Annotated in this window: 27 protein-coding genes, 1 other RNA gene and 1 riboswitch; of the genes, 14 read left to right on the forward strand and 14 right to left on the reverse strand. The window is 65.0% G+C overall.

What is annotated here, in order from left to right; translation table 11 throughout:
• Nucleotides 1–97 precede the first annotated feature (97 nt).
• Together AABE10_RS28120 and AABE10_RS28125 are read right to left on the reverse strand one after the other, a co-directional pair.
• Complete coding sequence (locus AABE10_RS28120; protein ID WP_342936475.1) at nucleotides 98–532, reverse strand: DoxX family protein; 435 nt, start codon at nucleotides 530–532, stop codon at nucleotides 98–100.
• A gap of 124 nt (nucleotides 533–656) precedes the next feature.
• Nucleotides 657–2,159, reverse strand: a complete 1,503-nt coding sequence (locus AABE10_RS28125) for a cobyric acid synthase (RefSeq protein ID WP_428983402.1) — start codon at nucleotides 2,157–2,159, stop codon at nucleotides 657–659.
• A 159-nt stretch (nucleotides 2,160–2,318) separates the two neighbouring features.
• Here AABE10_RS28125 and cobU point away from each other — a divergent pair, with 159 nt between their 5' ends.
• From cobU to AABE10_RS28145, 4 genes are read left to right on the forward strand one after another with little or no spacing between them, the layout of a single operon-like run.
• The gene (cobU, locus tag AABE10_RS28130; RefSeq protein WP_342936477.1) at nucleotides 2,319–2,867 is read left to right on the forward strand and encodes a bifunctional adenosylcobinamide kinase/adenosylcobinamide-phosphate guanylyltransferase; all 549 of its coding nucleotides are present in this window, start codon (nucleotides 2,319–2,321) and stop codon (nucleotides 2,865–2,867) included.
• Nucleotides 2,864–3,805 carry an adenosylcobinamide-phosphate synthase CbiB gene (gene cbiB, locus AABE10_RS28135; RefSeq protein ID WP_342936478.1) on the forward strand — a complete coding sequence of 314 codons (942 nt, stop codon included), beginning with the start codon at nucleotides 2,864–2,866 and terminating at the stop codon, nucleotides 3,803–3,805. Before cobU ends, cbiB begins: the two co-directional genes overlap by 4 nt.
• Nucleotides 3,806–3,808: 3 nt before the next feature.
• On the forward strand, nucleotides 3,809–4,810 hold the full coding sequence (gene cobD / locus AABE10_RS28140; protein ID WP_342936479.1) for a threonine-phosphate decarboxylase CobD: 1,002 nt from the start codon (nucleotides 3,809–3,811) through the stop codon (nucleotides 4,808–4,810).
• Between the two features lie 19 nt (nucleotides 4,811–4,829).
• Nucleotides 4,830–5,756 (forward strand): cobalamin-binding protein, encoded by a 927-nt coding sequence (locus tag AABE10_RS28145; RefSeq protein WP_342936480.1) that lies wholly within the window; start codon nucleotides 4,830–4,832, stop codon nucleotides 5,754–5,756.
• Between the two features lie 33 nt (nucleotides 5,757–5,789).
• Here the strand turns inward: AABE10_RS28145 and cobC are convergent, their stop codons facing one another.
• The 6 genes from cobC to AABE10_RS28175 form a co-directional block, all read right to left on the reverse strand.
• Nucleotides 5,790–6,380, reverse strand: a complete 591-nt coding sequence (gene cobC, locus AABE10_RS28150; protein WP_342936481.1) for an alpha-ribazole phosphatase — start codon at nucleotides 6,378–6,380, stop codon at nucleotides 5,790–5,792.
• Nucleotides 6,365–7,114 carry an adenosylcobinamide-GDP ribazoletransferase gene (locus AABE10_RS28155; protein ID WP_342936482.1) on the reverse strand — a complete coding sequence of 250 codons (750 nt, stop codon included), beginning with the start codon at nucleotides 7,112–7,114 and terminating at the stop codon, nucleotides 6,365–6,367. Before AABE10_RS28155 ends, cobC begins: the two co-directional genes overlap by 16 nt.
• A gap of 87 nt (nucleotides 7,115–7,201) precedes the next feature.
• Nucleotides 7,202–8,272 (reverse strand): nicotinate-nucleotide--dimethylbenzimidazole phosphoribosyltransferase, encoded by a 1,071-nt coding sequence (gene cobT, locus AABE10_RS28160; RefSeq protein WP_342936483.1) that lies wholly within the window; start codon nucleotides 8,270–8,272, stop codon nucleotides 7,202–7,204.
• Between the two features lie 36 nt (nucleotides 8,273–8,308).
• On the reverse strand, nucleotides 8,309–9,118 hold the full coding sequence (locus AABE10_RS28165) for an ABC transporter ATP-binding protein (protein WP_342936484.1): 810 nt from the start codon (nucleotides 9,116–9,118) through the stop codon (nucleotides 8,309–8,311).
• Nucleotides 9,115–10,164: an iron ABC transporter permease gene (locus AABE10_RS28170; protein WP_342936485.1), complete on the reverse strand. Its 1,050-nt coding sequence runs from the start codon at nucleotides 10,162–10,164 to the stop codon at nucleotides 9,115–9,117. Before AABE10_RS28170 ends, AABE10_RS28165 begins: the two co-directional genes overlap by 4 nt.
• Nucleotides 10,165–10,170: 6 nt before the next feature.
• The gene (locus AABE10_RS28175; RefSeq protein WP_342936486.1) at nucleotides 10,171–12,186 is read right to left on the reverse strand and encodes a TonB-dependent receptor domain-containing protein; all 2,016 of its coding nucleotides are present in this window, start codon (nucleotides 12,184–12,186) and stop codon (nucleotides 10,171–10,173) included.
• Between the two features lie 64 nt (nucleotides 12,187–12,250).
• A riboswitch (cobalamin riboswitch) is annotated at nucleotides 12,251–12,513 on the reverse strand.
• A gap of 221 nt (nucleotides 12,514–12,734) precedes the next feature.
• Here AABE10_RS28175 and AABE10_RS28180 point away from each other — a divergent pair.
• The 5 genes from AABE10_RS28180 (at nucleotide 12,735) to AABE10_RS28200 (ending at nucleotide 15,193) form a co-directional block, all read left to right on the forward strand.
• Entirely contained in the window at nucleotides 12,735–13,100 is a 366-nt protein-coding gene (locus tag AABE10_RS28180; protein WP_342936487.1) for an ATPase, read from the forward strand.
• Entirely contained in the window at nucleotides 13,097–13,411 is a 315-nt protein-coding gene (locus AABE10_RS28185) for a cell division protein ZapA (RefSeq protein ID WP_342936488.1), read from the forward strand. Before AABE10_RS28180 ends, AABE10_RS28185 begins: the two co-directional genes overlap by 4 nt.
• 63 nt (nucleotides 13,412–13,474) lie before the next feature.
• A non-coding RNA gene (gene ssrS, locus AABE10_RS28190) (6S RNA) lies at nucleotides 13,475–13,656 on the forward strand.
• 108 nt (nucleotides 13,657–13,764) lie between these two features.
• Nucleotides 13,765–14,235, forward strand: coding sequence for an EVE domain-containing protein (locus AABE10_RS28195; RefSeq protein WP_342936530.1), 471 nt, complete (start codon nucleotides 13,765–13,767; stop codon nucleotides 14,233–14,235).
• Between the two features lie 226 nt (nucleotides 14,236–14,461).
• Nucleotides 14,462–15,193: an SIMPL domain-containing protein gene (locus tag AABE10_RS28200; RefSeq protein WP_342936489.1), complete on the forward strand. Its 732-nt coding sequence runs from the start codon at nucleotides 14,462–14,464 to the stop codon at nucleotides 15,191–15,193.
• A gap of 126 nt (nucleotides 15,194–15,319) precedes the next feature.
• Here the strand turns inward: AABE10_RS28200 and lgt are convergent, their stop codons facing one another.
• Both lgt and AABE10_RS28210 read right to left on the reverse strand, forming a co-directional pair.
• Nucleotides 15,320–16,225 (reverse strand): prolipoprotein diacylglyceryl transferase, encoded by a 906-nt coding sequence (lgt, locus tag AABE10_RS28205; RefSeq protein WP_342936490.1) that lies wholly within the window; start codon nucleotides 16,223–16,225, stop codon nucleotides 15,320–15,322.
• Nucleotides 16,226–16,338: 113 nt separating this feature from the next.
• Complete coding sequence (locus AABE10_RS28210) at nucleotides 16,339–17,292, reverse strand: LysR family transcriptional regulator (protein ID WP_342936491.1); 954 nt, start codon at nucleotides 17,290–17,292, stop codon at nucleotides 16,339–16,341.
• Between the two features lie 186 nt (nucleotides 17,293–17,478).
• Here AABE10_RS28210 and ilvD point away from each other — a divergent pair, with 186 nt between their 5' ends.
• Nucleotides 17,479–19,152, forward strand: coding sequence for a dihydroxy-acid dehydratase (gene ilvD, locus AABE10_RS28215; protein ID WP_342936492.1), 1,674 nt, complete (start codon nucleotides 17,479–17,481; stop codon nucleotides 19,150–19,152).
• A 183-nt stretch (nucleotides 19,153–19,335) separates the two neighbouring features.
• Nucleotides 19,336–19,662, forward strand: coding sequence for a c-type cytochrome (locus AABE10_RS28220; RefSeq protein WP_342936493.1), 327 nt, complete (start codon nucleotides 19,336–19,338; stop codon nucleotides 19,660–19,662).
• A 68-nt stretch (nucleotides 19,663–19,730) separates the two neighbouring features.
• On the opposite strand, the gene AABE10_RS28225 is transcribed toward AABE10_RS28220, so the two are convergent.
• The 3 genes from AABE10_RS28225 to AABE10_RS28235 form a co-directional block, all read right to left on the reverse strand.
• Nucleotides 19,731–20,489 (reverse strand): DUF2486 family protein, encoded by a 759-nt coding sequence (locus tag AABE10_RS28225; protein WP_342936494.1) that lies wholly within the window; start codon nucleotides 20,487–20,489, stop codon nucleotides 19,731–19,733.
• A gap of 78 nt (nucleotides 20,490–20,567) precedes the next feature.
• Nucleotides 20,568–20,984: a DNA polymerase III subunit chi gene (locus tag AABE10_RS28230; protein WP_152757886.1), complete on the reverse strand. Its 417-nt coding sequence runs from the start codon at nucleotides 20,982–20,984 to the stop codon at nucleotides 20,568–20,570.
• Between the two features lie 46 nt (nucleotides 20,985–21,030).
• Entirely contained in the window at nucleotides 21,031–22,542 is a 1,512-nt protein-coding gene (locus tag AABE10_RS28235; RefSeq protein WP_342936495.1) for a leucyl aminopeptidase, read from the reverse strand.
• Nucleotides 22,543–22,679: 137 nt separating this feature from the next.
• On the opposite strand from AABE10_RS28235, the gene lptF reads away from it, so the two are divergent.
• From lptF to AABE10_RS28250, 3 genes are read left to right on the forward strand one after another with little or no spacing between them, the layout of a single operon-like run.
• The gene (gene lptF / locus AABE10_RS28240) at nucleotides 22,680–23,792 is read left to right on the forward strand and encodes an LPS export ABC transporter permease LptF (protein ID WP_342936496.1); all 1,113 of its coding nucleotides are present in this window, start codon (nucleotides 22,680–22,682) and stop codon (nucleotides 23,790–23,792) included.
• 3 nt (nucleotides 23,793–23,795) lie between these two features.
• Nucleotides 23,796–24,944, forward strand: coding sequence for an LPS export ABC transporter permease LptG (gene lptG, locus AABE10_RS28245; protein ID WP_090864610.1), 1,149 nt, complete (start codon nucleotides 23,796–23,798; stop codon nucleotides 24,942–24,944).
• 26 nt (nucleotides 24,945–24,970) lie between these two features.
• Entirely contained in the window at nucleotides 24,971–25,351 is a 381-nt protein-coding gene (locus AABE10_RS28250; protein ID WP_342936497.1) for a CbiX/SirB N-terminal domain-containing protein, read from the forward strand.
• 51 nt (nucleotides 25,352–25,402) lie between these two features.
• Here AABE10_RS28250 and bla read toward each other — a convergent pair whose 3' ends face one another.
• Nucleotides 25,403–26,299, reverse strand: a complete 897-nt coding sequence (bla, locus tag AABE10_RS28255) for a class A beta-lactamase (RefSeq protein WP_342936498.1) — start codon at nucleotides 26,297–26,299, stop codon at nucleotides 25,403–25,405.
• Nucleotides 26,300–26,408 lie beyond the last annotated feature (109 nt).

Genomic DNA, 26,408 nt, shown 5'->3' on the forward strand with positions numbered 1-26,408 from the left:
AACGGCACGGGGCTCACGCCCGCGTGCCGTTTTTTCATTGAGAGGCTGGCAACACGCCAGCCCCGGAACGCCGCATCAAGCAGGCATTGAGCAGGAATCAAGCAGGCTTGCGGCTCTGCCCCAGCGATTCCGCGTTCGCGCCGCCGACAGCAAAAAGGCCATTGCCGAGCAGCGACTGCACGACCAGCGTGACGGCCCAGAACGCCGGATACTCCCAGCCGCCGTGCGGCGACGCAAAGCCCCAGCCGTTCGGCAGATGCACGGACAGCGCGCCGAGCATGAACGGCAGCAGCACGAGCGCGACCCAGCGGACCTGCACGCCGAGCAGCAATGCGATCCCGCCGAACAGTTCGACGAACGTCGTCACGTAGGCGAGCCAGCCCGGAAAGCCGATCGACACGAAGAATTGCGCCGCGCCCGGCAGCGTGAAGACGAAAATCTTCTGGAGGCTGTGCGCCAGATACAGCACACCCAGCGCAACGCGCAGGATCGTGGCGGCGAGATCGGCTTTGTTGCTCGCGGTCGGGTTCATGTCGGTTCCTTGATGGTGATGGTTTGACGGCGCGGGTTGCACTGTCGATGGAACGGACTTTATTCGAACGAATGCGGCAGAAAAACCGCCTCCCCGGCTTAGATTAATTCGCGCCAAGAACGAATCAGCCGACGGCCGACCACAGGCGCTTCAGGTCGAGGTGCGCGGCGAGCGTATCGGCGAGCCGCTCCAGCGACGCCTCGCGCAACGCCGGATAGTCGACGGGCTCGGCGTTCGCGAGCCCTGCCCACGCGAGCAACGAAGCGCACGCGGCGGGTGTATCGAAGAGACCATGCACGTAGGTCGCGAGAATCCGGCCATCGGCGGAACGGGCGCCGTCCGCGCGCGAGCGTCCGTCCGCGTCGTCGAGCAGCAGCGCGGGCGCGTCGAGCGCGGGGCCGTGCGTCTCGCCCATGTGGATCTCGTAGCCGGCGATGTCGGCGGCATCGGCGACATCGAACGCGGCGAGGCGTCCCGTCACGTTCCTGAGCGTCTTGTCGCGCGTGAGCGTCGTCGAGAAGTCGAGCCAGCCAAATCCGGCGACCGTCGCGGGCGGCCCTTCGACACCATGTGGGTCCGCGATTTCGCGCCCGAGCATCTGCATGCCGCCGCACACGCCGATCACGCGCCCGCCGTAGCGCAGATGGCGCTCCAGCACGGCATCCCAGTGCTGTGCGCGCAGAAACGCCAGATCGCCCTGCACGTTCTTCGAGCCCGGCAGGATGATCAGATCGGCGGGCGGCGGCGCGCTGCCCGCGCGCACGTAATGAAAATCGACTTGCGGATGCGCGCGCAGCGCATCGAAATCCGTGTGATTGCTGATGTGCGGCAGTGCGGGCACGACGACGCGCAACGTCCGTGCGGCGTCGCCAGCGTGCGCGGTGCGCAGCTCGCGCGGCAGCATGTCTTCGGCGTCGAGCGTGAGGCCGTGCAGATACGGCACGACGCCGAGCACGGGCTTGCCCGTCTTTGCTTCGAGCCATTCGAGCCCCGGCTTCAGCAGACCGACGTCGCCGCGAAAGCGGTTGATGACGAAGCCGCGCACGCGCGCCTGCTCGCTTTCGGAGAGACAGGCGAGCGTGCCCGTCAGATGCGCGAACACGCCGCCACGGTCGATGTCGGCGACGAGCACGACAGGGCAATCGACGGCTTCCGCAAAGCCCATGTTCGCGATGTCGCGCTCGCGCAGATTGATTTCGGCCGGACTGCCCGCGCCTTCGACGAAGATGGTGTCATACGACGCTTTCAGCCGCGCATACGACTCCAGCACCGCTTCGAACGCAACGGGCTTGTAATCGTGATACGCGCGCGCGTCGAGATTCATGCGCGCCTTGCCGTGGATGATCACCTGCGCGCCGCGATCGCTCGTCGGCTTGAGCAGCACGGGGTTCAGATCGGTGTGCGCGTCGATGCCCGCGGCCACCGCCTGCAACGCCTGCGCGCGGCCGATCTCGCCGCCGTCGACAGTCACGGCGCTATTGAGCGCCATGTTCTGCGGCTTGAACGGCGCGACTCGCGCGCCCGCGCGACGCGCGAGACGGCACAGGCCGGCGACGAGCGTGCTCTTGCCCGCGTCGGAGGTCGTGCCCTGGATCATCAGCGTGCCGCGGGGCACGTTCAAGGACATATCGAGCGGTACGTCGAGCGCTTCGGCAGAAGCAGAGGAAAAAGCGGACACGGTGGCCATGTGCGCAGCTGGAGGAAGGGAAGCCCGCATTATCCCATCGCGCTCGCGAGCGCGCGCTTTCGTCACGGCACATGCGGACAGTGTCGGTACAATCACGCGATGATTTCCCGCGACCTCACCTTCGTGCTCGGCGGCGCGCGCTCGGGCAAGAGCCTGCACGCCGAACGGCTCGCGACCGCGAGCGCGCTGCCCGTTACCTATGTCGCGACCGCGCGCATCGGCGACGACGAGTTCGCCGAGCGCGTCGCGCGCCATCGCGAACGGCGCCCTGCTCATTGGGCGCTGCTCGAAGCGCCGCTCGACTTGCCGCGGGCGCTCGCGTCAATCGATCAGCCGGGGCAGTGCGTGCTGATCGACTGCCTGACACTGTGGCTCGCGAACCTGCTGTGCCCCGCCGACGGCTCGCCGCCGCTCGACGATTACCTCGCGCGTTTCGCGATGCTCGAAGAAACGCTCGCGCAGGCGCGCGCGAAGGTCATCGTCGTCAGCAACGAAATAGGGCTCGGCGTTGTGCCGCTCGGCGCGGCGACGCGTCTTTATGTCGACGAGCTGGGCCGGCTGAATCAGCGCATTGCCGCGATCAGCACGCAGGTCACGATGATGGTCGCGGGCCTGCCTCTGCATCTGAAAACGGCGGACCGCTCATGATGCTGCTGTCATTGCCCCTCGTTGCGGCGCTGGCGACGGCATCCGTCGCCATCGACCGATGGTTCGGCGAACCGCGTCGCGCGCATCCGCTCGTCGGCTTCGGCAAGCTCGCAGCGAAACTCGAAGCCGCGCTCAACACAGGGCGGCGCGGCCGGCTGCTCGGCATTCTCGCGTGGCTGCTGGCCGTCGTGCCGCCCGTTCTCGTCGCGACATGGCTCGTGCTGGCGCTGCCGTTCGTGCTGGCGTGCGCGCTGCACGTCGCGCTGCTTTACTTCGCGCTCGGCGCGCGCAGCCTGCACGATCACATCGCGCCCATCGGCCGCGCGCTCGCGAGCCGCGATCTCGCGCAGGCGCGCGTGCTGACGTCGCGCATCGTCTCGCGCGAAACGTCGCACGCGGACGAAGGCGCGCTGTCGCGCGCAGCCGTCGAATCGGCGCTTGAAAACGGCAACGACGCGATCTTCGGCGCGCTCTTCTGGTTCGCGATTTTCGGCGGACCGGGCGCGCTCGCGTTCCGTCTCGCGAACACGCTCGATGCAATGTGGGGTTATCGGACGCCGCGCTATTTGCGGTTCGGCTGGGCGGCCGCGCGTTTCGACGATGTGCTGAACTGGCTGCCCGCGCGCCTCACCGCATTCAGTTATGCGTTGCTCGGCGACACGCGCACCGCGCTGCAATGCTGGCGCGAGCAGGCGCCGCGCTGGGACAGTCCGAACGCGGGGCCCGTGATGGCCTCCGGCGCGGGCAGCCTCAACGTGTTGCTGGGCGGCGCGGCTGTGTATCACGGCGTGATAGAACAGCGTCCGATGCTCGGCGCGGGGCACACGGCGAGCGCGCGGCATATCGAAGCGGCGCTGATGCTCGTCGAGCGGACCGTCATTCTGTGGCTCGCCGTCTTCATCGCGCTCGCGCTTTTGAGCGTGCCGTTTCAGGGCTAGACGATGACGCGATCCGTTCAGCACGGCGGCAACCTGCACGAAGCGGCACGCCGTTACGCAATCCCCTATGACGCCTGGCTCGATCTGTCGACGGGCATCAATCCGCATGGCTACCCGGTGCCGCCCGTTCCCGCCGATGCATGGCGGCGTCTGCCCGATAGCGGCGACGGTTTCGCGGAACGCGCGGCGCGCCACTACGGTGCGCCCGATGCATCGCATGTGCTGCCCGTCGCGGGGAGCCAGGCGGCGATCCGCATGCTGCCGCTCGTGCTCGAGCGCGGCACCGTAGGCATTGCGTCGTTGACGTACGGCGAATACGCGCCCGCGTTCGCGCGCGCGGGGCATCGCGTGACGACGCTCGACGTCGGCCGTTCGACGTTGCCCGATGAGATCACGCATGCCGTCGTCGTGAATCCGAACAACCCGACAGCCGAGCACCTGAGCGCTTCGCTGCTGCTGCGATGGCATGAAGCGTTGCGCGCACGCGGCGGCACGCTGATCGTCGACGAAGCGTTTGCCGATTCGATGCCTGCGCAATCGCTCGCTGCCTGCACCGATCGCGAAGGACTTGTCGTGCTGCGCTCGCCGGGCAAGTTCTTCGGTCTTGCGGGCGTGCGAGCGGGCTTCGTGCTCGGCTGCCCTCGCCTGCTCGAAGTGCTCGACGAAGCGTTGGGCGCGTGGACGGTCAGCGGTCCCGCGCGTCATGCCGTGAGCGCCGCGTTCGCCGATACGGCCTGGCAGCACGCGATGCGAGAACGGCTCGTGCAAGACAGCGCGCGTCTCGTTGCGCTGCTCGACGCGCACGGGTTCGACGTGCATGCGACGCCGCTCTTCGCATGGATCGCCGACCCGCGCGCCGCGCAACTGCATCGCGCGCTCGCGCAACGAGGCGTATGGACGCGGTTCTTCGCCGATCCCGCGAGCGTGCGCTTCGGATTGCCCGCAACGCAAGCGCAGTGGCTGCGCTTCGAAGAGAGCCTTCGGACGAGCATGGCAGCGCTATAAAAACAATGCGATCAAAACGATGCAACCAGCCCGACGATTCCGCGCGCTGAGCGCAGCATTCGCACTCGCTTCGATGCTGCTCCATGCGAACGCGAACGCAAGCACACCGATAACCGTCACCGACGACACCAATACGCCCGTCACGCTCTCGCAACCCGCGCAACGCGTAATCAGCCTCGCGCCGCATGTGACCGAGATGATCTATGCGGCGGGCGGCGGCGCAAAGCTCGTCGGCGCAGTGAGCTATAGCGACTACCCGCCCGAAGCCAAACAGCTGCCGCGCGTCGGCGACAACAAGTCGCTCGACCTCGAACGCATCATCGCGTTGAAACCCGATCTGATCGTGGTGTGGCGTCATGGCAATGCGCAGCGTCAGATCGACCGCTTGCGCGACATGCACATCCCCCTCTATTTCAGCGAGCCGCATCATCTCGACGATATCGCCGTCACGCTGACGAAGCTCGGCGAGTTGCTCGGCACATCGCAAGCCGCCGATGCGGCAGCGCGCGCGTGGCGCGACGACATCGCCAGCCTGCGCGCGCGCTATTCGACGCAGCCGGGTGTCAGCGTGTTCTACCAGGTATGGGACGAGCCGCTGATGACGCTCAACGGCGAGCACATGATCAGCGACGTGATTGCGCTATGCGGCGGCCGCAATGTATTCGCGAAGCTCGAACCGCTGGTGCCGACGGTTTCGACGGAAGCCGTGCTGGCCGCGAACCCGGAAGTCATCGTCACGGCTGCGCCCGGCGCGACGAAACCCGACCGGCCGCTGCCTTCGCTCGACAGATGGAACGCATGGCCGGGCATGACGGCCGTCGCGCGCAACAACCTCTTTGCAATCGACGGCGATCTGATCAACCGCCCCGCGCCGCGTCTCGCGCAAGGCGCGGCGCAACTGTGCAAGGACCTCGATATCGCGCGCTCGCGCCGGCCAAATCGTTGACGCAGTAGTTGAAGCAGAACGTGGGGCAAAACGTCAGGCGTTCCAGCGCACCATCGACCAGTCGTTCGTGACGTCGTCGCGGCGCAACCAGACGCAACCCGACATGTCGAGCGACCATTTCAGGCAGCGCTCGACGGGCAACCCGAGCACCGTCGCCGCGATCGCGCGCATCACGCCCGCATGCGTGACGACATAGGCAGGCGACAGTTCGCGCGTCTGCTGGAGCGCGTCGAACCATGCGCGCACGCGGCTCACGAACTGCTCGACGCTTTCGCCGCCATGCGCGCGCGCGCCTTCGAAGTCGTTCGCCCATGCGTCGATCAGCGCGCGATCGATATCGTTCCAGCGCTGTAGCTCCCACGTGCCGAAGTCCATTTCCTTCAGGCTGTCGTCGCAGCTATGCGCGCAGCCGAAATTCGCGGCGAGCGCGGCGGCCACCGACGCGCAGCGCGTGAGCGGACTCGACAACAGCACGCGCGGCGCGGGCACCTGCAAGGTCGCGAGACGCACGGCCAGCGCGGCCGCCGATGCTTCCGGCGCATCGGCGAGGGCCACGTCGCTATGGCCATAGCAGACGCCTTCTTCGACGTCGACAGCCGGGTGACGGATCAGAACGATATCCATGCGAGACTCACCAGATAGATGGCCAGTTCGAAAACCTGCTGGGCAAAGCCCAGACAGTCACCCGTATATCCGCCGATGCGCCTGACGAAATAGCGGCCCAGCGCAACACGCAACACGACCAGCACGAGCAGCGTGATGCACCCTGCCTGCCATTGCGGCCAGAAAAGCCATGGCACACCCAGTACGATAGCGCAGCAAAAAGCATTGCGTGACATGCGCTGCGCGACGGGCTTCGCCTTGCCTTCCGCGCGCACGTAGTCGAGCGTGAAGAGATAGCTGATCGCGCATGCGCGGCTTGCCGCATGCGCCGCGATCATCAGCCACGCCGCGCGCAGCGGCGGCAATGACGCGAGCGTTTGCCACTTCAGCGCGAGCGCGATCATCAGCGCAATCGCGCCGAACGCGCCGATGCGCGAGTCGTGCATGATGCGCAGCGTATCTTCACGCGTATAGGCGCCGCCGAACGCGTCGACGCAATCGGCCAGTCCGTCTTCGTGGAATGTGCCGGTGACGAGCAGCGTCGTCGCCATCGAAAGCAGCACGGCCACGCCCGCGGGAAAGATGCGCAGCGCGGCCATGTACACGACCGCGCCCGCCGCGCCGACCAATGCGCCGACAAGCGGAAAGTAGCGCGCCGCCGCGTTCAGATAATGCGGCTCATAGCCGACCCAGCGCGGCACGGGCACGCGCGTGAAGTAGCCGAGCGCCGTGAAGAAATAACGCAGTTCATTCATCGCTGGTCGTCGCTCGCGGTTCGCTCTTCACGGTCATCCTTCACGATAACGGTTAATTCGGACGCGCCTGTTCGCGCGCGCGTGGCATCACGCGTCGCGTTGCGCGACGCCCGCCGATTCGAAGCTCGCCATCTCGTCGATGAACGCGACGGCCGCGCGCAGCAGCGGCATCGCCAGCGCCGCGCCCGTGCCCTCGCCAAGACGCAGATCGAGCGCGAGCAGCGGCGCGGCGCCGAAGTAATCGAGCATGCGCCGGTGCCCCGCCTCGTTCGACGCATGCGCGAACACACAATAGTCACGCACAGCGGGCGCCAATGCATCGGCGACCAGCAACGCCGACGACGCGATGAAGCCGTCGACGACGATCGTCATGCGCGCTTGCGCCGCCGCGAGATACGCGCCCGCCATCATCGCAATCTCGAAGCCGCCGAACGTCGCGAGCACATCGAGCGGATCATCCGAGGCCGCGTGATACGCGAGCGCCGCCGCCAGCACGTTGCGTTTTTTCGCGAGGCCGGCGTCGTCGAGCCCCGTGCCGCGCCCGACGCATTCGTCGATCGAAATGCCGCACAGCCGGCTCATCAAGCAGGCAGCCGATGATGTATTCGCGATCCCCATCTCGCCGAAGCCGATCACGTTGGTGCCGAGCGCCGCGTGATGACGCACGCGCTCCGCGCCCGCGCGCATTGCGGCGAGCGCTTCGTCGCGCGTCATCGCCGGTTCTTGCGCGAAGTTGCGCGTGCCCTTGCCAATGGGGATGTCGACGAGCCGTTCATGCGGCGCGAAATCGTAGGCGACGCCCGCGTTCACCACTTCCAACTCGAGGCCCGCGACGCGGCTGAACGCGTTGATCGCCGCGCCACCCGCGAGAAAGTTCAGCACCATCTGCGCGGTCACGGCTTGCGGATAAGGACTCACGCCCGCGTTCGCGATACCGTGATCTGCGGCGAAGACGATCATCGCGGGACGCACGATCGCGGGCTGTGTCGTCCGCTGGATCATGCCCATCTTCAACGCGAGCGCTTCGAGCTGGCCGAGGCTGCCGGGCGGCTTGGTCTTCAGATCGATGATGCGTTGCAGTCCGGCGCGCAGCGTCTGTTCGAGCGGTTCGACAACGGGCAGGGCTGACGAGGCGTGCAGTGAGGGCGAGGTGGTCATGTTCGTATCTGCGTGAAAGGTTCGATTCATGCGAAATCACGTGCGAGCCGATGGACGCGTTGCCGGAATCAGCGCTTCGTCGTCGCCGTCGCGGATCAGCACGATTGGATAGCCGAATGCGCGGCTCGCGAGCGGCGGCGTCAGCACATCGCGCACGGGTCCCGCATGCGCGACGCCATTGCCTTCGAGCAGCAGCGCATGCGTCGCGAAACGCCGCGCGAGATTCAGATCGTGGCACGAGAACATCACTGTACGCCCGGCGCCGCGCGTCCATGCGTTCAATGCTTCGAGACAATCGATCTGATGATGCAGGTCCAGATGCGCGAGTGGTTCGTCGAGCAGCAGCAACGGCGCGTCCTGGCACAGCACGGCCGCGAGCGCGACGCGCTGGCGCTCGCCGCCCGACAGCGACAGCACGTCGCGCGAAGCGAAATCGGCGAGACCGAGCGTATCGAGCGCCGCGTGCGCAGCCGCGCGGTCTTCGTCGCGCTCCCAGCCCCAGCCGGCCAGATGCGGAAAGCGATTCAACAGCACGATATCAAGCACGCTCGCGCTGAACGCATCGTGCGACGCTTGCGGCATCAGCGCGCGACGCTGCGCGAGGCGCGCAAGCGGCCATTCGTTCACGCGCATGCCGTCGAGCTCGACATGACCTTTCGCCGGATGCAGCAGGCCCGCGAGCGTCAAGATCAATGTGGTCTTGCCCGCGCCGTTCGGCCCGGCAATGCACCAGACCTCGCCGGGATGGAACGTATGCGTGAAATCGTCGAGCAGCGTGCGCGAGCCTGCGCGCAACGTCAGTTGGTCGGCGTGCAACGTGAGTTCGATCGCGGCGCGTGCGTTCATGCGCGCCTCCGCCGCAGCAGCATCCACAGAAACACGGGCACGCCCGTCAATGCCGTAATCACACCGACGGGCAACTGCGCGGGCGCGATCACGACGCGCGCAATCAGATCGGCGCCCATCACGGCGACGCCGCCGCCGAGCGCGGACGCGGGCAGCAGCATCCGCTGGTCGTTGCCGAACGCGAGTCGCAGCATGTGCGGCACGACGAGCCCGACGAAGCCGATCGTGCCGCCCGTCGTCACGGCCGCCGCGGCCGCCAGCGATGCGACGAGATACACGCGAAGCCGCGCACGCATCACGGGCACGCCGAGCGCCTGGGCCGCTGCATCGCCGCGCAGCAGCACATTGAGTTGCGGCGCGGCGGGCACGATCGCGATCAACGCGGCGCACAACGCGGCAAGCGCGAGCCACGGCGTGCCGCCGCCGTTCAGGTCACCCGTGAGCCAGAACAGCATGCCGCGCAGACGGCTCTCGGGTGCGACGGTCAGCAGCAGCGTGATGATGGCGCCCCACCCCGCGGCGATGACGGCGCCCGTCAGTAGAAGACGCGGCGACGCGTCCTGCGGCTCGCCGCGCCACAATGCGCCGCGCGCCAGGCCGAGCACGAGCAGGATCGATGCGAATGCGCCGGCGAAAGCGGATACATCGACGATCCACCATGCGCAGCCCGCGATCATCGCGACGAGCGCGAAGCTCGCCGCGCCGCCGGACACGCCGAGCACATACGGCTCGGCGAGCGGATTGCGCAACAGCACCTGTAGCAACGCGCCCGCAAGCGCGAGCAGCGCGCCGCATCCGAAGCCCGCGAGCGCGCGCGGCAGGCGCAGCGTGCGAACGATCTCGACGGCCAGATCGCCCGCTGAATCATGCGACGGCAGCAACGCTGTCAGCACATGCAACGGCGCGACGCTCACGCTGCCCAACGCAAGCGACGCCATAAACACGACGAGCGCCGCGACGCCTAGCGCGGCCCAGATCGCGAGCGCGCGCTTCGCGTTCATGCTTCGCGCGACATGAAGGGGCTGACGTTGCGCGGCGCCGTTCATCGCGGGTTACTGCTGCTGCCAGCCAAGCGTGATGTACGCGCCGCGCCGCGGCGTGTTGTACGTGTAGGCGAGTTCATAGTCCTTGTCGAAGAGATTCTGGATCTGCGCGGCCACATACCATGCCTTCGTGATGCGATAGCGGGCGGACAGATTCACGATGCCATAACCGCCGAGCGGCGTGCCGCCATCGACGCGCTCGCCGCTCAAAATCCATTCCCCGCCTACGCGCCAGCTGCCGATATTGCGGTTCGCGGTGAACGACGCGAAGTGACGCGCTCGCCGGTTCAGATCGGTATGCGTGTCTTCGTCGACGGGATTCTGAAACGTCACGGCCGCGCGCACGTCCGTCCTGCCGACATGGCCCGCCCACGATCCTTCGATGCCCTGCACTTTCGCATGCCCGACGTTCTCTGCAACGTAGATGCCCGGCGTCGTCTGCACATAGTCGATCAGGTTCGTATAGCGCGTCTCGAATGCGGTGAGCTTCATCAGGCCCAGCGCATCCGATGCGTACTGCAAGGCCGCCTCGACGGAATGACTGCGCTCCGGCTGGATCAGCGGATTGCCGCTGAACGGGTAGTACAAGTCGTTGAAGCTCGGCGCGCGAAACGCATCGGACCAGCTTGCAGTCGCCTTCCAGTGCTCGTCGAAGTCGTAGCCATAGCCGAGATAGTAACTGTTGGCACCGCCGAAATCCGAGTACTGGTCGCGCCGCACGTTCGCCTGAATCTGGCTGTTGCCCAGGCGCCCCGAGTAGCCCGCGAACACCGAGTTCACGTGACGGTCGGGCGCCGTGTACTGATTCGAATCGAGCGTCTGGTCCAGATGCTCATAGCCGATCTGCAGCTTGTGATCGCGCGCAAACGTCAAATCGTTCTGCCAGGTGTACTGCCGGTTGTCCGAATCGTAGCGGTACAGATAGTCGCCGTTGAGGGCCGTGTTGCTGCGATCGTTGCCCGTCGCGGCGATAAGATGCGTCGTCCACCAGTCGGTCAGCTTGCCGTTCGCGAACGCGGACGCCGTCTGCACCTTGCTGTGCAGATTGTTCAGATCGGTGGGCAGCCCGAACGGATTGTCGAAGCTGTCGTTGCCGTTCGATTGAAAATAGCGCACGCCCACGTCCCATTGGTCGTTGAACCTGTGACGCAGCGACGCGCTCACGCTCTCGTTGAAGTAGCCGTTCGCGTTCGGATTGACGGGCGCGAGCGCAGGATCGATCGACGAGAAACCATCCGTCTTCGCGCGCGCGAGCGTGACGCTGAAGGTGGTCTTGCCGTCCTTGTCGAGCGCGCCGTCCACGCCTGCCGCCTGCCGCTGCGTGTGATAGCTGCCGTACTCGAGCTCGAAGTGAAAGCGCGGCGGATGATTGCCGCCGTCCTTCGTGAACACCTGCACGACACCGCCGATCGCGCCCGAGCCATACAGCGCCGACACATTGCCGTTGACCACTTCGACATGATCGATCTGGTCGAGCGGAATCTGTTCGAGCTGCGCGCTGTTCTGGCTCACCGAATCGACGCGCACGCCGTCGATCAGCACGAGCGATTGCGTCGCCGACGCGCCTCGCAGAAAGAGACTCGACGTCGAGCCGGGACCGCCGTTGCGCACGATCTGCGCGCCGGGCGCGAGCTGCAGCAGACCGGGCAGATCGCGTGCCGTCGTATCGGCGATGTCCTGTGCGTCGAAGAGCGTGGTCTGCGGAATGGCGTCGGCGAGACGTTGGGCGCCGCGCTCCGCAGTGACCACGATGGGCGAGAGCGTCGGCGCATCGGTGCCGGCGTCCGTGGAGATGGTCCCCGCAGACGGCTCTGCTGAGGGATTTTCGGTGCCGGTGTCCGATCGATCCGTCGTCGTTGCCGACGGTCCCGCGTGATGACCGGGTGGCTGCGCCTGGGACTGCGCTTGAGACAGCGCGTCGGTCTGCGCACAAGCGGCGGACGGCGCGCACGAGAGTGCGTATGCAAGGACGGCAAGCGCAGCGTACGGCGCATGCGCAACGCGCGGGAACAGCGGGGTGGGCATCGAAAGAGTCCTGTGGGCCTATGCGCGGCCCGCTCCTCGTGGGCCGTTGCCTGTCCAAGGGGCGACGCGCCCCTTGCCTCTGGCCGGTATCCGGGCTGACGACGCGCCGACCCGCCTTCCCGCGCGCAACGCGCAGTGGCTTCGCGCACGGCGTTCGAACACAGATGGCTCGACGCGTGCATTGGGTCGACCTGCAAGAACTGCGGTCGTTGTACCGTTGCGAGGACAGCGCAGGTTGGCTCGTCCAGGAGGACTTCGCTCCCTGCTTCCCGTTTAACTGCGCGCGGCGCGATACCGTGCGCGGGCACCAAAGTGCCGCAAGTGTAGAAGTGGTGAGCAAACGCGTCAAGAAACGCGGGACATCGTACGAATGTCCAAAGAGGGACCGTTAAAAAAAGCCCCTTTTTAAGGGGTAAAAATGCGTTAAATGCGGCCGGGCACCTGGATAATGCGGCATTAACGCGCTACTGTTACGTCTCGAAACGAGACAAATGTCCGAGCGTGCGACATTCCGCGCTAGAATGCCATGTCTTTAGAGGACGCAGCACATGCTCACCGAACTCGAAACACTGTCACAGAACATCGGCCGGCTGATCGAGATCAGCCAGCGCTATAGCGAGGCGCGCATCGCGCTAGAAGAACAGCTCGCGCAAGCGCGTGCCGAATGCGAATCCACCCGCGCAGAACTCGAACAGGCCCGTGAAGAACGCAACGCACTGCAGGCGGAGCGCGATGCGCTGTCCGCGAAGATCGACGACGCCCAGGTGCGTCTGAACGCGATCCTCGAGAAGCTGCCGCGCGCGCGTGGTCATAACGAGCCCGACAATCAACTCGATCTCCTCGCGCCCGAACAGCAGGCGCAGGCCACTCACGACGCGAACAACGACGCGACCCGCCACGGAGAAAATGCATGACCACGAAGCAGATCGAAGTGTCGATCCTCGGCCAGTCCTATCGTCTCGCCTGCTCGCCGGAAACGGAGTCGGCGCTGCTCGAAGCGGTGGCGCGTGTCGACGCCGAGATGACGAAGATCCGTGCCAACAGCAGCGTGCGCGGCCAGGACCGTATCGCCGTGATGGCGGCGCTGTCGCTGGCATCGGAACTGCTTAGGCTGCAAGCCAGCGTGCGTCACGGAGAATCGTTTCCCGCCGAAGAAATCCGGCGTACAATGCACCAGATGAACGAGCAGCTGGGCACTGTTATTCAACAGTACAGCGTGCAGTAAATGAATCGCGATGGGCTTGATTGATCGGCAATCAGGCCCATGTTGTAGAGCAAACGTTTTTCAGCTTCCCTGCCTGGTTCGCCAAGGTCATATATTCCTTGAACCAATGCTATGTGCACGGTTGCGGAAATTTGTAGCACGGGCGTGCGCGTCACTCAGTCTGATGTACCCGAAGTGCTGCTAACTGCGACCAATTCTGAACCTCAGGTTCAGGATGCCGGCCTAGCGGCTATGGCGGGGACCCAACAAACGGCATCGGACTTTGTCCGGTGCCGTTTTTCTTTGCGCGCGTGCCTGTGCGAGAACTGAACTGGTCGGCAAACCCTTCCCTCTTCTTCACGTTCAATCGACTCATGCGCTACTGGCTGATGAAGTCCGAACCGGACGAAGCAAGCATCGACGATCTCGCTAATGCGCCGCAGCGCACGCTGCCCTGGACGGGCGTCCGCAACTATCAGGCGCGGAACTTCATGCGCGACGTCATGAAGATAGGCGACGGCGTGCTCTTCTATCATTCGAGCTGCCCGGAGCCCGGCATTGCGGGCATCGCCGAGGTGTCGTCGACGCCTTATCCCGATCCGACCCAGTTCGATCCGAAGAGCGACTACTACGACGCAAAATCGACGCGGGAAACGCCGCGCTGGACGCTCGTCGACGTCGTGTTCAAGAAGAAGATCCAGTTGATCCCGCTCGCCGAGTTGCGCGCGCATTCCGAGCTCGCCGACATGCGCGTGCTCGCGAAGGGCAACCGCCTGTCGATCACGCCCGTCACCGAAGCCGAGTGGGCGTTCATCACGAAGCAGCTTGCAAAGAAAGCCTCGTAAAGCCCAAGGTGCATGAGGCCGACGGAGTCCGCGCTCGAATCGCGCGGCATCGGGTCGCAAGCTCGCATCATTCGAAGCAATGCTCGAACGGACTCGGGGAACCAGATGGCCCTTTCAAACGCCTAATCGCTCGCAAGCGCCATGCCACGAGCAAGCGTCGAACGATCGGCGCAAGCCGCGCCGTCGATGCATGCGCGCACAACCTGCTCAACGAAGGAGTCGAACAATGACGAAAAAATCCGCGCTCGTGTGGGCGCTCGCCGGCGCATGCGCAGCGCCCGTTGCACTCGCGCTCACCCCCGCCGCCGCGAATGCGCAAACCGTTGTGCAGCAGTATCAGCCTGCGGGCGTCCTGTCGCTGAACGCGCAGGCGAGCGCCGAAGTGCCGCAGGACGTCGTCGATATCACGCTGTTCTACGAACAGGAAGCGAGCGATCCGTCGTCGCTGACGGGCACGCTCAACCAGCACGCCGACCAGGCGCTGCAAAAAGCCAAGGGCGTCGCGGGCGTGACGGCGCGCACGGGAGCGTTCTCGATCTATCCGTCGACGGACCGCGACGGGCGCATCTCCGCATGGCGCGGCCGCACGGAGATCGTGCTTGAATCGCACGACTTCGCAGCGGCGTCGAAGCTCGCGGGGCAACTGTCGTCGATCATGCAGGTCGGCAACGTGCAGTTCTCGCTGTCGCCGGAAGCGCAGCGCGCCGCCGAGCAAAAGCTGACGGGTCAGGCAATCGCGTCGTTCAGACAGCAGGCCACAGCTTCCGCGCAGGCGTTCGGCTACAGCGGCTATTCGATCCGCGAAGTGAACGTCGGCCACGGCGGCGTGCCGCCCCGCCCGGTGATGATGATGAGCATGCGCTCCGACGTCAGCGCGAAGGCCGCCGCGCCCGTGCCTGTCGAAGGCGGCACCTCGACGGTGACGGTCAACGTGTCGGGATCGGTGCAGATGAAGTAACGCGCATCAAGCGCACCTGCGGACCGCAGTCGCCGCCGCACTTGCCAACTGGTACGCGCAAACAAAAACGCCACGGCATGCCGTGGCGTTTCTCATATGTGAACGCACGCGAACGCGACGCGACGCTCAGTTCGCGTTGACGGTTTGCGCCGTGTCGCGACGATCGCGCCGATACGCCCACAGCAGCATCAGGATGCCCGCGATGATCATCGGCAGCGACAGCCATTGGCCCATCGACAGGCCCAGCGCCAGCAAGCCCAGGAAGTCATCCGGCTCGCGCGCGAACTCGACCGTGAAGCGCGCGAGACCATAGCCGATCAGAAACACAGCCGATGCCGCGCCGACGGGACGCGGCTTGCGCGTGAAGAACCACAGCACGAGGAACAGCACGACGCCTTCGAGCGCGATCTCATACAGTTGCGACGGATGGCGCGGCAGCATGTGATATTGCGCGAACACATCGACAAGATGCCATTGCGTGGCCTGCGCCGGATGCGCGGCGATCCAGCCCGCGTCTTCGTTCGCGGCGCCCGGGAACAGCATCGCCCACGGCGCATCCGGCGACGTCACGCGGCCCCACAATTCGCCGTTGATGAAGTTGCCGAGGCGCCCGGCCGCGAGCCCGGTCGGCACCATCGGCGCGACGAAGTCCGTCACCTGAAGCCAGGTGCGCTTGCGCTGCCACGCGAACAGCACCATCGCGAGCGTCACGCCTAGAAAGCCGCCGTGGAACGACATGCCGCCTTCCCAGACCTTGAAGATGTCGAGGGGATGCGCGAAGTACCAGCTTGCCTTGTAGAAGAGCACATAGCCCAGACGTCCGCCGAGAATCGTGCCGAGCACGCCGTAGAACAGCATGTCGTCGATATCCTTCGCAGTCCAGCCTTGCGCGGCGACATGCGGCAGACGCAGCCGCAGGCGGCCCACGACGATCGCCATGACGAAGGCGACCAGATACATCAGGCCGTACCAGCGGACGGCCAGCGGCCCCAGATGGATGGCGATGGGGTTGAAATTCGGGTGGATGTGCATCGTATCGTTATAGGGGTTTTGTCGTTATTCAAGCGCATTGGACGCGCGCGGATATAAAGGGTTCGCAGCGCGTTCGCCGTGTCGGCCGCTAACGCATCGCCGCGTGCCGGCCGCTAGCCGGCGAGCACATCGGCATGCGCGCGCACGATGTCGATGAAACCGGCCAGCACGGGGCTCACCTCCGCCGTGCGCCACACGAGCCCCGTGACGACAGCAGGCACGGCTTCGCGCAGCGGACGATACACCACGCCCGTGCGCCGCAGGTTACGCAACGATTGCGGCACCAGTGCGACGCCCATCCCCGCTGACACGAGGCTTACGATCGTCTGCATCTGGATCGCTTCCTGGCCGATGCGCGGCGTGAGGCCGGCCGCGCCGTAGCAATCCATAATGATGTCATAAAAGCCTGGCGCCAGACGCCTTGGGAAAACGACGAGCGGCGCGTCGCCGGCTTGCGCGAGGCTCAACGGCCTGTCGCGCCATTCAGCGGCACTCTGCGCGTCGCCTTCGATGTGCACCGCCATCTCCGTCGACATCGCGATCACCAGCGGCTCGCGCGCAAGCGGCAGCCACGACAGTTGCGCCGCGTAGCGCGGCGGCAGCGGCCCGATTACGAGACCCGCGTCGATGCGCGCCGCCACCAGTTCGTCGATCTGCACATCGCTCGTCGCTTCGAGCAGTTCGAGCCGCACGCGCGGATGCCGCGCGCCGAACTCGCGCAAGAGCGGCGGCAAGAGCCCGTAGTCCGCCGTCGACACGAACGCCAGCGACAGCACGCCCGCCTCGCCGCGCGCGAGGCTCTGCGCGAGCGGCCGCAACCCTTCCGCGGCCGCGAGCAGGCGCCTCACTTCGGGCAGCAGATCCGCGCCGACTTGCGTCAGTTCGACGGAGCGCTTCGTGCGCGCGAACAGCTCGACGCCCAGCGTGTCCTCAAGAGCGCGGATGGCCTGCGACAGCGGCGGCTGCGTCATCGACAGCCGCGCCGCCGCGCGCCCGAAATGCTTTTCTTCGGCGACGGTCACGAAGTAGCGCAACTGACGGAGATCGGGAATCGCGGGCAGGCTCATTGATATATTTTACGACCTAATGAGCGCAAAATAATATATTGGACATTCGTTTGCAGAAACTGCATTCTTGCGCCACGCGCCCGAACTAGACTTAAGAACCCGCGCCCGAACCGCCCTGAGCCCTTGCGCCGTCGCGGCACGGGAGCAGCGCGGCGCACGGATCAAAACAACTGGATGGAGCTCCCCATGCCGTACAACCGTCGTTCGAAGAACATCACGCAAGGCGTCGCGCGTTCGCCGAACCGTTCGATGTATTACGCACTCGGCTATCAGAAAGATGACTTCGACAAGCCGATGATCGGCGTCGCCAACGGCCACTCGACGATCACGCCGTGCAACGCCGGCCTGCAACGCCTCACGGATGCCGCCGTCGAAGCCGTCAGGCGCTCCGACGCGAACCCGCAGACCTTCGGCACGCCAACCATTTCGGACGGCATGTCGATGGGCACGGAAGGCATGAAGTACTCGCTCGTGTCGCGCGAAGTGATCGCCGACTGTATCGAGACCTGCGTGCAGGGCCAGTGGATGGACGGCGTCGTCGTGATCGGCGGCTGCGACAAGAACATGCCGGGCGGCATGATCGGCCTCGCGCGCATGAACGTCCCCGGCATCTACGTATATGGCGGGACGATCAAGCCGGGCAACTGGAAGGGCACCGACCTGACCATCGTGTCGTCGTTCGAAGCCGTCGGCGAATTCACGGCGGGCCGCATGTCGCAGGAAGATTTCGACGGAGTCGAAAAGAACGCATGCCCGACCACGGGCTCGTGCGGCGGCATGTACACGGCCAACACGATGAGCTCGTCGTTCGAGGCGCTCGGCATGTCGCTGCTGTACTCGTCGACGATGGCGAACCCGGATCAGGAGAAAGTGGATTCGGCCGCCGAATCGGCGCGCGTGCTCGTCGAAGCCGTCAAGAAGGACCTGAAACCGCGCGACATCATCACGAAGAAGTCGATCGAAAACGCGGTCGCGCTGATCATGGCGACGGGCGGCTCGACCAACGCCGTGCTGCACTACCTCGCGATTGCGCACGCCGCGGAAGTCGACTGGACGATCGAGGACTTCGAGCGCATGCGCAAGAAAGTGCCCGTCATCTGCGACCTGAAGCCGTCGGGCAAGTACGTCGCGACGGATCTTCACAAGGCAGGCGGGATCCCGCAAGTGCTGAAGATCCTGCTCGACGCGGGCCTGCTGCACGGCGACTGCATGACGATCACGGGCAAGACGATCGCCGAAGAACTGAAGGACGTGCCCAGCAAGCCGCGCGCGGACCAGCACGTGATCTACCCGATCGACAAGGCGCTCTACAGCGAAGGCCACCTCGCGATCCTGAAGGGCAACCTCGCGGAAGACGGCGCGGTCGCGAAGATCACCGGCCTGAAGAACCCCGTCATCACGGGCCCGGCGCGCGTGTTCGACGACGAGCAGAGCGCGATGGAAGCGATTCTCGCCGACAAGATCAAGGCCGGCGATGTCGTCGTGCTGCGCTATCTCGGCCCGCAAGGCGGCCCCGGCATGCCGGAAATGCTCGCGCCGACTTCGGCGATCATCGGCAAGGGACTCGGCGAATCCGTCGGCCTCATCACCGATGGCCGCTTCTCGGGTGGCACGTGGGGCATGGTCGTCGGTCACGTCGCGCCGGAAGCGTTCGTCGGCGGCACGATCGCGCTCGTGCAGGAAGGCGACTCGATTACGATCGACGCGCACAAGCTGCTGCTGCAACTGAACATCGACGATGCGGAACTCGCCCGCCGCCGCGCAGCATGGAAGCAGCCGGCGCCGCGCTACACGCGTGGCGTGCTGGCCAAATTCGCGGCGCTTGCGAAGCCGGCGAACAAGGGCGCCGTCACGGGCTGAGGCGTCAGCGCCACTGACGCCGCAAGCGCTGTCTTCGCTGACGCAACGCAGCAACGCCGGATCGCTGTGAACGAACGCAGCGCGATGCTTCGATGGACGAAGGGGCACACGGATCGCCGTGTGCCCCTTTGCTTTTATAATGCGTCCACCACAGGCCGGGCCCAGTCACCGGCGGAGACCATAATGAAATCGAAGTCGTATGCGGCAGTCTTGCTGGCAGGCGCTTTGACACTCGCCGGCACGGCGCGCGCTGAATCGGCCCAAGGCCTGACGCTCGCACAGAAGGAGAACTGCATGAGCTGCCATTCGGTGACGCGGCAGTTCATGGGACCGGCACTGCATGATGTCGCCGCCCGGTACGCGTCGCGCAGCGATGCCTCGCATTACCTCACGCGCAAGATCATCGAAGGCAGCGCGGGTGTCTGGGGCGCCGTGCCGATGCCCGCGAACACCCAGGTCACACCCGACGAGGCAGCGTCGCTTGCAAGCTGGATCATGACGCTCAAATAGCGCACGTGGGCCGGATACGGCGTCGTGGATCGCGCGCCGGCGCGCGGATTAAAACGTCCAAATGCCGCTTACTTGCCGTCCGCGCTCTTGCCGAGTTCTTCCCGGATCGCTTCGCGCACCCATCTCAGCATTTCCGTTTCGAGCGCGAGCGCGACTTCGCGCGTGATCTGGTTGACGAGCCACGTCGTGTGATCCTGAAACGCGTCGCGGCAACGCGCTTCGATCAGGTTGCGCCCCTCGCCTTTCAGATAGGTCGCAAAGCGTGCGCGCAAGCGTTCGGCCAGCACGTCCGCGTCGTATTCGGGCGTGTCGGCGGGTGTATGGATGCGCTCGGCCGGCGCGTGCGCCGGGTTGAGGTCAGGCGGCGCGACGTAGCGTTCAGCCGCCGATCCCGATGTGAACTCCGCTTCGCCCGGCACGAACTGCGCGGGCTCGCGCGCGGGCGCAAGCGCTTCTTCGTGCGCGGCCTGCGGCGCATGCGACTTCACTCCGTCGAGTTCGGGATGCATCGCTGGCTCGCCCGGTAGATCATCATGCACGGGTTCATACACGGAATCGAGCACGGGCACGTCGTCTTCTTGCGCGGACGGCTCCTGCGCGCTCTCGCGAGGCGCTTCGTGTGTCGCTTCATGCAACACATCATCGCCCTCTTCATGCGCTTCGTGATGAGCGTCGTCATGCGCCGCTTCATGCCGTGCATGCGAAGAACCGTGCCCATGTCCATGCCGCTTCGAGCGCTTCGTCTTCGCATGGGGATCGTGGCCCGTCGCCATCACGTCGGTCAGAACGGGAATGTCTTGATCGGAAGAGTCAGAAGATTGGGACACGAAAGCCTCCCTTTAAGGATCGGACGATGCGGTTCCGCGCGAATCGGACAAGACCGCGCATCGAGCGGACATGAACCGTCAGGCGCCCTGCTTGTAGTTGTTTAGAGCATAGCCGCGATCGCGATAGAAGCGGTAGCGCTCCCGGCCCGCGGCCAGTTCGTCGGGCTCGTTGCCGACGATTTCCAGCAGACGTTCGAAGCGCGCGAACTGCGGCGGCACCGTCGCACTCAGGTTCAACAGTATCTGATGATGAGGTACGTCGTCGAGCGACGACGTGAGCACGACGGGCGTTTGCGCCGCGAGCGGACTCGCCGCCATGCAGTGCGGCACGAAGTCGAGCGGAGAGAAGGTCCAGAGCTGCTCGTCGAACGCGCGCAGCCGGGGCGGCTCGGCCAGCACGATCAGCGGCTGGCCGGCCTGATACGCCTTGCGCACGAGACGGCACGCATAGAGCAGGGAATCGCCGACGTTCGAGTGAAAGTCGATGCGGGTCATCGGCGAGCCTGCTTCATTGCTTCGTGCGCGCGGGGACTGCGATGCGTCATTGTGCGGCGCGGTCGATCAGGAATTGCGCGAGCAACGGCACAGGACGGCCCGTTGCTCCCTTCGCCGCGCCGCTCTTCCACGCGGTGCCCGCGATGTCGAGGTGAGCCCACGGGTAAGCGTCCGTGAAGCGCGACAGGAAGCACGCCGCCGTCACGCTGCCCGCGGGGCGTCCGCCGATGTTCGCGATATCCGCGAAATTAGACTTGAGTTGTTCCTGATACTCGTCGTCCAGAGGCAGGCGCCATGCCGGGTCGCCCGCTTCCTTCGATGCGTCGAGCAGTTCGCCCGCCAGCACGTCGTCCTTCGAGAACAGGCCGCTGTTGTGATGGCCGAGCGCGATGATGCACGCGCCCGTCAGCGTCGCGATGTCGATCACGGCGGCGGGCTTGAAGCGCTCCGCATAGGTGAGCGCGTCGCACAGAATGAGACGCCCTTCCGCGTCCGTGTTCAGCACTTCGATCGTCAGCCCCTTCATGCTGGTGACGATATCGCCCGGCTTCGTCGCGTTGCCTGCGGGCATGTTCTCGCAGGTCGGAATGATGCCGACGACGTTCAGCTTCAGGCCCATTTCGGCAACGGCGCGCATCGTGCCGAGCACCGAGCCCGCGCCGCACATGTCGTACTTCATCTCGTCCATGCTGTCGCCGGGCTTGAGCGAGATGCCGCCCGTGTCGAACGTGATGCCCTTGCCGACCAGCACGACGGGCGCAGCCTTCGCGGAGCCGCCCTGATGCTGGAGCACGATGAACTGCGGGGGCTCGATGGAGCCTCTCGTGACCGAGAGGAACGAGCCCATCTTCAGGGCTTCGAGCTGCTTCTGGCCGAGCACCTCGATCTTCAGCTTCCAGTCTTTCGCGAGTTTCTTCGCGGCGTTCGCCAGATAGGTCGGCGTGCAGACGTTGCCGGGCAGGTTGCCGAGGTCCTTGGTCAGGTCCATGCCGTTCGCGAGCGCGACGCCCTGCTTCGAGGCGACCTTCGCGAGCTTTTCATCGGCGGCGTCGACGCTGAACACGATGCGCTTCAGCGCGCGCGCGCCGTTATCCGGCTTGCTCTTCATCTGCGTGAACTTGTACGTCAGCTCGCGCAGCGCAAGGATCGCGGCGCGCACCGCCCAATCCGACGAGCGCTCCTTGACGGGCGCCTGCGCCAGCGTGAACGTGACCTGCGCGACCTTCGTGCCGAGGATGGCGCGCCATGCCGCGCGCACCGCGTCGCCGTAGGCTTTCTGCGTGAAGGCATCCTGCTTGCCGAGGCCGACCAGCAGCACGCGCGACGCGCCGATGCCCTGAACTTCATGCAGGAACACCGTGCTGCCGATCTTGCCGTCCATGTCGCCGGCCTTGACGATGCGCGTAAGCAGCCCATTGGTGGCCGCGTCGATTTCCAGCGCTGCGCCCGACAGCGTCTGCGACTCGAACACGCCGATCACGATGCAATCCGATTTCCCGGTAAGGAACCCGTTGGTCGAGCCTTTGCTCCAATCACAGGCTTTTATGCTAAAGTCCATCGCGCTTGTCCTCGGATAAAATCTGGGCTTAGGATGAAAGCCGCAATTATCCGCTATTTTTCCCGCGGCGGCTGCACGGAAGGCGTGATGGGGCGCAACCCCGCCGTCCACCGGGGCGCGCCCTCTCCTCATCAACCATGATTTTTGAACGCTCCCTCCAGCGCGAACTGGCGTACACGGCTGGTGCCGTGTTCATGGTCCTGCTCACGCTGGTTCTGACGACGATGATGATCCGCATCGTCGGCTTCGCGGCATCCGGTGAAATCGATCCGCGCGACGTGCTCGTGCTGATCGGCCTCACGGTCATCGGCTATCTCGCGATCATGCTGGTCGCGACGCTGTTCGTGTCGATCCTGTTCGTGCTCACGCGCTGGTACAAGGATTCCGAAATGGTCGTGTGGCTCGCGTCAGGCGTGAGCCTTACGCGCTTCATCAAGCCGGTCGGACTGTTCGCGACGCCCATCATCATTCTGATTGCGTTCTTCGTGTTCGTCGGCTGGCCGTGGTCGAACCAGCAGAGCAAGCTGATCCGCGCGCGCTTCCAGCAGCGCGACGAAGTCTCGCTGCTCGCGCCGGGTCAGTTCCGCGAATCGGCGGTGAGCCATCGTGTGTTCTTCATCGAAAAGATGTCGCCTGACCAGGGCCACGTCGAGAACGTATTCGTTACGAGCACGGAGAACGGCAAGGTGAACGTGGTCGTGTCGAAAAACGGCCACACGGAAACGCAAAAGAACGGCGACCGCTTCGTCGTGCTCGAAAACGGCCGCCGCTACGATGGCGAGCCGGGCCATCCCGACTTCCGCATCATGGAGTTCGAGCGATACGGCGTGAAGATCCAGAGCCAGCCCATCGTCAGCACGCCGACCACGACGGGCACGCCTACACTCGACCTGTTCCGCGACCCGACGCGCCAGAATCTCGCCGAATTCGCGTGGCGCGCGGGCTTGCCGCTGATCGCGATCAACCTGATGCTGCTCGCCATTCCGCTCGCGCACCAGAATCCACGCCGCAGCCGCACGATCAATCTCGTGATGGCCGTGCTGATCTATCTGACGTATTCGAATCTGCTGAACGTCGTGCAGTCGTGGATCGAGCAGGGCAAGATGTCGTTCGGCGTGGGGCTCGTGGGGCTGCATATCGTCGTCGCGCTGGTTGTCGCGTTCATCTTCTGGCTGCGGGTGCGCAACCGGCCGCTGTTCACGCGGGCGATGTTCAGCCGGACTGCAAACACGCCGGCGCAGGGAGCGTGACCGATGCGCATCTATGAAAAGTACTTCGCGCGTCAGGTCTACCTCACGTTCATCTTCATCCTGTTCGCGTTCTCCGGTCTGTTCTTCTTCTTCGACCTGATCAACGAACTGAACTCGGTCGGCCATGGCAACTACAAGTTTCAGTACGCGGTGCTGCGCGTCGCGTTGCAGACGCCGTCGCGCTTCTACGAAATCATTCCCGTCGCCGCGTTGATCAGCGCGATCTATGTATTCGCGCAGATGGCGGCGAATTCCGAATACACGATTTTCCGCGTGTCCGGTCTCGCGACGAATCAGGCGCTGCGCTCGCTGCTGAAGATCGGCATTCCGCTCGTGATCCTCACGTACATCATCGGCGAAGTGGTCGGCCCGTACACGGACCAGCTGTCGGAGCGCGTGCGCCTCGAGGCATTGGGCTCGTCGGTGTCGAGCAATTTCCAGTCGGGCGTCTGGGTGAAAGACACGCTGACGTCCCGCGCCGACGGCGAGCAGGTGACGCGCTTCGTCAACGTCGGCCAGTTGCAGCCCGATGCGACGATCACGAACGTGCGCATCTACGAGTTCGATTCGAAGTTCCGTCTGTCGAACGTGCGCATCGCGAAGTCGGGCAAGTATCAGCCGCCGGGACATTGGGCATTGACGGACGTCACCGACACGCAACTGATCGACGTCGCGCCCGACGCGGGCAAGCCCGCCGATGCGTTGAATCCTGTCTATCGCGCGAAGCAGGTGACGCTGCCCGAATACTCGTTGCGCTCGGAACTGACGCCGCAGATTCTGTCGGTGCTGCTGGTCGCGCCGGAGCGGATGTCGATGTTCAATCTGTTCCGCTATATCCAGCACCTGACCGAGAACCATCAGGACACGCAGCGGTATGAGATCGCGTTGTGGCGCAAGCTGCTATATCCGTTCGCGGTGTTCGTGATGCTGGTGCTGTCGTTGCCGTTTGCGTACTTGCACACGCGTGCAGGCGTAGTGGGCATGAAGGTGTTCGGCGGGATCATGCTGGGGATGAGCTTTCAGCTCTTCAATACGCTCTTCTCGCACATCGGTAATCTGAACACCTGGCCGGCGCCTTTGACGGCTGCGACGCCGGCGTTGTTGTATCTCGTGCTTGGGCTCGTCGGGCTCAAGTGGGTCGATCGGCACTAGCCGCTTTTTTTACGGACGCTCCGGCTATGGGATCGCATGGCATTGTGCTGTTTGCGCATGGCGCGAGAGACGCCCGCTGGGCCGAGCCGTTCGAGCGTCTTGCTGCGCGCTTGCGCGAGTTGCGCGGCGGCGATGCAGGGCCCGTTTCGCTCGCGTTCCTCGAACTGATGACGCCCGATCTGCCGTCCGCTGTCGCCGATCAGACGGCTGCGGGGGCGTCTGTCGTGACCGTCGTGCCTGTGTTCTTCGGCCAGGGTGGCCATATCCGGCGCGATTTGCCCGTCATTCTCGATCAGTGCCGCGCGGCCAATCCGAATGTCGAAATCCGCTGCTCCGTTGCCGTCGGCGAGGATGCCGATGTGATCGAGGCTATCGCCGGCTATTGCCTGCGGCAGGCTTCTTCCTGACCGCCTTTACACGGCTTTACACGGCTCTACGCCGCGCACGACAAGCACGCTTCACTTCTTCATCGCGTCGAACACGATACGCGCGGCTTCATCGACGATCTCGTCCTGGGGCCGCGTTTCCTTGGGCGTTACGCCAGTGAAATAGATGGCGACGACGAACGCCGCCGCGTGCGAGTACACAATGGCGACATCGTTGGCCGTGCCGTAATCGCCGCTTCCCGTCTTGTCCGCCACTGGCCAGCCGGAAGCACGGACGGCCGCCCGGATGCGTCTTTCGCCCGTCGTATTGCCGAGCAGCCACGTCTTCAGCTTTTCGCGTTGCGGCGGCTCGAGTACATCGTCGGACAGCAGGATCTTCTGCATGTCGTGCATCATCGCGCGCGGCGTCGTGGTGTCGCGCATGTCGCCCGGCACGGCGTCGTTCAGTTCCGGCTCCCGTCGCACAAGATCGAACCATGTATCGCCGATCGAGCGCGCGAACTCGTTCAACACTTGAGGTCCGCCCAGCGCGGTCAACAGCAGGTTGGCCGCCGTGTTGTCGCTGTACTGGAGCGCCGCGACGCAGATGTCGGCCATCGACATGCCCTCGCTCACGTGCCGCTTCGTCACTGGTGAATTCGCGACGAGATCCGTCTCGCCATAACGAATGTGCGTGTCGAGCAGCGCGCGCTCGGCGATGCTGCGCTTCAGGATCGCGGCGACGGCCAGCAGCTTGAACGTGCTGCACATCGGAAAGCGCTCCGACTCGCGATAACCGACATACGACCCATCGGACGTATTGAGCGCCGCGACACCGAGGCGTCCGCCGCTCCTTGCTTCCAGTTGTTCGAAGCGCTCATGCGCGGCCAGATTGATCGCCACGGACGAAGCGGGCTGCGCGCGCACGCCCATCACGGGGCCAGCCGCGAGCGCAATCAGCAGTGCACGACGCAACGAAGAATGGGACATGAGGCAGTGGTGAATGCAGAGCGAAAGCGAATGTTATCGCAACGCATGTGCCTGCCCGCGCGTGTCTGCCCGACTGTCCGATAACAGCGAACCAAAGACAATCGGCCGC

It is taken from the genome of Paraburkholderia diazotrophica, from assembly GCF_038900755.1.
Lineage (GTDB): Bacteria > Pseudomonadota > Gammaproteobacteria > Burkholderiales > Burkholderiaceae > Paraburkholderia > Paraburkholderia diazotrophica_A.

Coding starts and splice junctions, on each gene's coding strand:
- AABE10_RS28120 (WP_342936475.1), bottom strand. CDS start 532: ATGAACCCGACCGCGAGCAACAAAGCCGATCTCGCCGCCACGATCCTG.
- AABE10_RS28125 (WP_428983402.1), bottom strand. CDS start 2,159: ATGTCCTTGAACGTGCCCCGCGGCACGCTGATGATCCAGGGCACGACC.
- cobU (WP_342936477.1), top strand. CDS start 2,319: ATGATTTCCCGCGACCTCACCTTCGTGCTCGGCGGCGCGCGCTCGGGC.
- cbiB (WP_342936478.1), top strand. CDS start 2,864: ATGATGCTGCTGTCATTGCCCCTCGTTGCGGCGCTGGCGACGGCATCC.
- cobD (WP_342936479.1), top strand. CDS start 3,809: ATGACGCGATCCGTTCAGCACGGCGGCAACCTGCACGAAGCGGCACGC.
- AABE10_RS28145 (WP_342936480.1), top strand. CDS start 4,830: ATGCAACCAGCCCGACGATTCCGCGCGCTGAGCGCAGCATTCGCACTC.
- cobC (WP_342936481.1), bottom strand. CDS start 6,380: ATGGATATCGTTCTGATCCGTCACCCGGCTGTCGACGTCGAAGAAGGC.
- AABE10_RS28155 (WP_342936482.1), bottom strand. CDS start 7,114: ATGAATGAACTGCGTTATTTCTTCACGGCGCTCGGCTACTTCACGCGC.
- cobT (WP_342936483.1), bottom strand. CDS start 8,272: ATGACCACCTCGCCCTCACTGCACGCCTCGTCAGCCCTGCCCGTTGTC.
- AABE10_RS28165 (WP_342936484.1), bottom strand. CDS start 9,118: ATGAACGCACGCGCCGCGATCGAACTCACGTTGCACGCCGACCAACTG.
- AABE10_RS28170 (WP_342936485.1), bottom strand. CDS start 10,164: ATGAACGGCGCCGCGCAACGTCAGCCCCTTCATGTCGCGCGAAGCATG.
- AABE10_RS28175 (WP_342936486.1), bottom strand. CDS start 12,186: ATGCCCACCCCGCTGTTCCCGCGCGTTGCGCATGCGCCGTACGCTGCG.
- AABE10_RS28180 (WP_342936487.1), top strand. CDS start 12,735: ATGCTCACCGAACTCGAAACACTGTCACAGAACATCGGCCGGCTGATC.
- AABE10_RS28185 (WP_342936488.1), top strand. CDS start 13,097: ATGACCACGAAGCAGATCGAAGTGTCGATCCTCGGCCAGTCCTATCGT.
- AABE10_RS28195 (WP_342936530.1), top strand. CDS start 13,765: ATGCGCTACTGGCTGATGAAGTCCGAACCGGACGAAGCAAGCATCGAC.
- AABE10_RS28200 (WP_342936489.1), top strand. CDS start 14,462: ATGACGAAAAAATCCGCGCTCGTGTGGGCGCTCGCCGGCGCATGCGCA.
- lgt (WP_342936490.1), bottom strand. CDS start 16,225: ATGCACATCCACCCGAATTTCAACCCCATCGCCATCCATCTGGGGCCG.
- AABE10_RS28210 (WP_342936491.1), bottom strand. CDS start 17,292: ATGAGCCTGCCCGCGATTCCCGATCTCCGTCAGTTGCGCTACTTCGTG.
- ilvD (WP_342936492.1), top strand. CDS start 17,479: ATGCCGTACAACCGTCGTTCGAAGAACATCACGCAAGGCGTCGCGCGT.
- AABE10_RS28220 (WP_342936493.1), top strand. CDS start 19,336: ATGAAATCGAAGTCGTATGCGGCAGTCTTGCTGGCAGGCGCTTTGACA.
- AABE10_RS28230 (WP_152757886.1), bottom strand. CDS start 20,984: ATGACCCGCATCGACTTTCACTCGAACGTCGGCGATTCCCTGCTCTAT.
- AABE10_RS28235 (WP_342936495.1), bottom strand. CDS start 22,542: ATGGACTTTAGCATAAAAGCCTGTGATTGGAGCAAAGGCTCGACCAAC.
- lptF (WP_342936496.1), top strand. CDS start 22,680: ATGATTTTTGAACGCTCCCTCCAGCGCGAACTGGCGTACACGGCTGGT.
- lptG (WP_090864610.1), top strand. CDS start 23,796: ATGCGCATCTATGAAAAGTACTTCGCGCGTCAGGTCTACCTCACGTTC.
- AABE10_RS28250 (WP_342936497.1), top strand. CDS start 24,971: ATGGGATCGCATGGCATTGTGCTGTTTGCGCATGGCGCGAGAGACGCC.
- bla (WP_342936498.1), bottom strand. CDS start 26,299: ATGTCCCATTCTTCGTTGCGTCGTGCACTGCTGATTGCGCTCGCGGCT.